Genomic DNA, 4,018 nt, shown 5'->3' with positions numbered 1-4,018 from the left:
CCCTCCGGCTCCCCTCTCCCAAAATTGGGAGAGGGGCTGGGGGTGAGGGCAAAGCATTTCGATCGCACCAGCAAAACACGTAACGCCACCAAAAAAGACCACTCGATTCGATCGAATGGTCTGACGGCTAAATAACTTTAAGTTGCGTTGATGTTATTTAATAAACAACATTTCCTCATAAGTAGGCAATGGCCATAGGTCGTCGGCGACTTCAGCTTCGAGTCCGTCTGCATATTTGCGAACATCATCCATCAGCGGACGCACGGTTTTGACCAGATATTGCATGTGTGCTTCCATCGAGTCAAAATCCTCATTGTGTAACGATGATTCTAACTTGCTGACCAAATCCATCATCGATTTAGTCAAGCCAGCGACTTTGTGAGCACTTTCGGCATCGAAATCGACACCGATTTCTTTGAGTCCGGAAATAGTAGTAGCTAAGTCAGTTAAGTAACGGCTAGCGGCTGGATAAATCAACGTTTTGGCAATGCTGATGACCAGTTTAGCTTCGACCTCGATCGACTTGATATACTGCTCGGCGTAAGTTTCATAACGACTTGCCAATTCTACAGGCGATAAAATCCCTAAGTTTTCGAATAATTTGACGATCGCTTCTTCATTCAGTACGGGTAAAGCATCTGCTGTCGTCCGCAGGTTGCGCAAACCGCGTTCTTCAACGGCCATTTTGTGCCACTCTTCCGAGTAACCGTTGCCATTGAATACTACTGCGCCGTGGTTATCGATGACTTCTTTGAGTACGGTCTCAATAGCGGTATTGAGCGCGGTGCCTTTGGCTGTTTCCGCCTCTAATTTATCGGCCATCCAGGTGAGCGAATCTGCCAGGATCGTGTTCATAGCCACTAATGGGCCTGCTACCGACTGTCCCGAACCGACTGCACGGAACTCAAAACGGTTACCAGTAAAAGCAAACGGTGAAGTTCGGTTGCGATCGCCTGCATCTGTTGGCAAGATCGGTAAGGTATCGACACCAATGTGCATTACACCTTTAGATTTCGATCCCTTCAGTTGGCCTTGTTTGATTTGCTCGAACACATCTTGCAATTGATCGCCTAAGTAGATCGAGATAATTGCTGGTGGAGCTTCATTAGCACCCAAACGGTGGTCGTTGCTAGCCGTCGCAATGACCGCACGCAACAGCGGGCCATAGGTGTGAATCCCGCGAATGATCGCGCCGCAGAAGACCAAGAATTGAGCGTTGGAGTGAGGATTGTCGCCCGGATCTAATAAGTTACCTTGGGTAGAGTTGCCAACCGACCAGTTGACGTGTTTGCCAGAACCATTGATGCCTGCAAACGGTTTTTCATGGAGCAAGCACATGAAGCCATGTTTTTTGGCCATGGTCTTGAGCGTGGTCATGATCAGTTGCTGGTGGTCTGTCGCAACGTTAGCAGCCTCATGGTAAGGTGCGATTTCAAATTGACCGGGTGCGACTTCGTTGTGGCGGGTTTTGGCCGGAATGCCGAGTCGGTAGAGTTTTTCTTCGACATCTTGCATGAACACCTGTACGCGTTCGGGAATGGCACCGAAGTAGTGATCGTCAAATTGTTGACCTTTAGCGGGTGGTTTCCCAAACAGAGTTCTGCCTGCAAGTAACAAGTCAGGACGACTGTTAGCGAAGTTGGCATCGACCAAGAAGTATTCTTGCTCGGCACCACAGCTAGAGTTGACAGGGGCAATGTTGCTGTTGCCCAAGATTTTGAGAACTCTAGTTGCGGCTTTATTCATCGCAGCATTCGATCGCAACAGGGGTGTCTTTTTATCGAGAGCTTCGCCAGTCCAAGAGACAAACACTGTCGGAATGCACAAGGTGGAACCATTATCGGTTTCCATGATAAAGGCTGGACTAGTGACGTCCCAAGCCGTATAACCGCGAGCTTCAAAGGTGGAACGAATGCCACCGTTAGGGAAGGAAGAACCGTCGGGTTCGCCTTGCACTAAGAGCTTACCAGCAAACTCAGAGATGACCGAGCCATCGCTTTGGACGGAGACAAAACCGTCATGCTTTTCAGCAGTGGCATTAGTCAGCGGGTAGAAGACGTGAGCGTAGTAAAGCGCGCCTTTAGAGATCGCCCAGTCTTTCATCGCCACTGCGATGGAGTCAGCGATGTCAATGTTTAGCGGTTCGCCAGTTTGGATCGTCTTTTTGACAGATTTAAAGACATCCTTGGGCAAGCTTTCTTGCATCTTGCCCAAAGTAAAGACATCGCACGCCCACAGATCTTCTAACCGTTTGGGAGCCTTGGGGGGCATTGGCTCGCGGTTGGTAATTTGATAAATTGCTTGCATCCGGGATTCATTTCCACTCACAGCTTTTTTCCTCTCTGGCTCTTGACACCAATAAATAATAATTGCGATCGATACCTAAAATAGGTACATATGATACCGATTGACAGCGATAGATGTGTGTTCGACAATATTTTCGCTGTAGAGTAGTCAGTAAACACCTGTATTAAACGTCACATTGGTTAAGATAACCCAATCCAAACAAGTTTGGTAACAAAGGCATTGCGATATATTTCGTTTAACTCAGTTCTCTGACTCGATTTGGGACATTATCCCATGGAATTGTACGATCTAAAAATTTCTAGCAATTATCTTAAGCTCTCGATCGGCGATCGCCAGATCCTCTGGTCGATCTCTGTTGTTTGGCTGATGTCTGTCAAAACAAGTGGACAGTCGAATAAATTAAGTTATGATGGGAGATGTGACAAAAGTTGTCTTCAAGATTCTTAACACCACAAAATCATTTACCTTTTGGCATAGTTTGTACGATGAATAGCTCCTCCTCCACACCTACGAACGATACCTCGGTTTGGACTAGCCTCAAACAAGCGATCGCCGCTAGTTCGGGGTTTCAACACTGGGCATCGCAACTATCGACCTTAGAACAATCCGATCTCAATCTTGACGCTCGCGTCCAACGCTATCTGCGCGAAACGCTCGAAACTCTCGCTTATTAAATTTTACGCTCGATCGACTAGGGTAGTGACAATCGTCTCTACCCAATTTTAACTGTGCAGTCTTGCAAATACGAAACGATCGAGTCCGGCTAAATCGTCGATAATTTCCATGTCGGTATAGCTACCCTGTGCGGATAATAACTCTAAGACCGCACTACCCTGTCCGGCCATCATTTCGATTAACCAAATTCCCCCTGGCTGAAGATACGCAGGTGCGGTTTCGACTAAAATCCGAATCGCGTCCAAGCCATCAACACCGCCATCCAAGGCTAAGTGTGGCTCGTGCTTGACAACTTCGGGTTGCAACCGCAGCACCTCCTCAGAAGGGATATATGGAGGGTTAGAGAGCATTCCGGCAACTCGTCCCTGAAGGTAGGCTAAAGACGACCACCAACTGCCTTGACTGAAATTAATTCGTTGGCGTAGCCTCTGAGCATCAGCATCGATTACACCTAACTTTGTCGCATTCTGGCGAGCAATATCTAAAGCAGCAGCACTATAGTCTACTGCATAAATCTGGGCATCTGGTAACTCCCTAGCTAGCCCGATCGCGATCGCACCACTCCCAGTCCCCAAATCAACCCAAATACCCTGTTTTTGGACATTACTGGCATTGGCTACGGCAATATCGATAATCGATTCGGTTTCGGGACGGGGAATCAGTACCGCAGGCGAAACAACTAGCTCGAAATCTCGCCAAAACGCAGTGCCGATTAAATACTGCACGGGCTGGCGATGTTCCACTCGATCGCGCCATAATACCGATAATCGATCGAGTGGCATCGAAATGGCAATCGATCGATCTGGTGCGATCGATTCTAGCCGCAAAGTGAGTCGATCTAGGTTAGCAACAGATTGCAGCAACCAATCGATCTCACGATCGCTAATCTCTTCAGATGCAGCCATATTGCGCGCCCATCTCCGCCACGCCCATAATTCCCGTCCGGTAACTAAGCTATCTGACATTTCGATCGCATATTAGATTTTAGGAAAGCGCGGAGCAAAGAGCGAGGAGTTGACGGGTGGATGGGTGGATG

4 protein-coding genes are annotated in these 4,018 nt (G+C 48.1%); 2 read left to right on the top strand and 2 right to left on the bottom strand.

Annotated features, from left to right (window positions below):
* Positions 1-153: 153 nt before the first annotated feature.
* A complete protein-coding gene (locus C7B77_RS25470; protein WP_106311560.1) occupies positions 154-2,328 on the bottom strand; it encodes a glutamine synthetase III family protein in 2,175 nt (724 codons plus the stop codon).
* Between the two features lie 252 nt (positions 2,329-2,580).
* Here C7B77_RS25470 and C7B77_RS30470 point away from each other — a divergent pair, with 252 nt between their 5' ends.
* On the top strand, positions 2,581-2,754 hold the full coding sequence (locus tag C7B77_RS30470; RefSeq protein WP_181244032.1) for a hypothetical protein: 174 nt from the start codon (positions 2,581-2,583) through the stop codon (positions 2,752-2,754).
* Between the two features lie 38 nt (positions 2,755-2,792).
* Positions 2,793-2,981: a hypothetical protein gene (locus tag C7B77_RS25465; RefSeq protein ID WP_106311557.1), complete on the top strand. Its 189-nt coding sequence runs from the start codon at positions 2,793-2,795 to the stop codon at positions 2,979-2,981.
* Between the two features lie 48 nt (positions 2,982-3,029).
* Here the strand turns inward: C7B77_RS25465 and prmC are convergent, their stop codons facing one another.
* Positions 3,030-3,947, bottom strand: coding sequence for a peptide chain release factor N(5)-glutamine methyltransferase (gene prmC, locus C7B77_RS25460; protein ID WP_106311554.1), 918 nt, complete (start codon positions 3,945-3,947; stop codon positions 3,030-3,032).
* Positions 3,948-4,018: the final 71 nt, after the last annotated feature.

It is taken from the genome of Chamaesiphon polymorphus CCALA 037, from assembly GCF_003003845.1.
GTDB classification, from domain to species: Bacteria; Cyanobacteriota; Cyanobacteriia; order Cyanobacteriales; family Chamaesiphonaceae; genus Chamaesiphon; species Chamaesiphon polymorphus.
Note: the sequence above shows the minus strand (reverse complement) of the source record. Positions and strands in the feature narration are given on the sequence as shown.

Coding starts and splice junctions, on each gene's coding strand:
- C7B77_RS30470 (WP_181244032.1), top strand. CDS start 2,581: ATGGAATTGTACGATCTAAAAATTTCTAGCAATTATCTTAAGCTCTCG.
- C7B77_RS25465 (WP_106311557.1), top strand. CDS start 2,793: ATGAATAGCTCCTCCTCCACACCTACGAACGATACCTCGGTTTGGACT.
- prmC (WP_106311554.1), bottom strand. CDS start 3,947: ATGTCAGATAGCTTAGTTACCGGACGGGAATTATGGGCGTGGCGGAGA.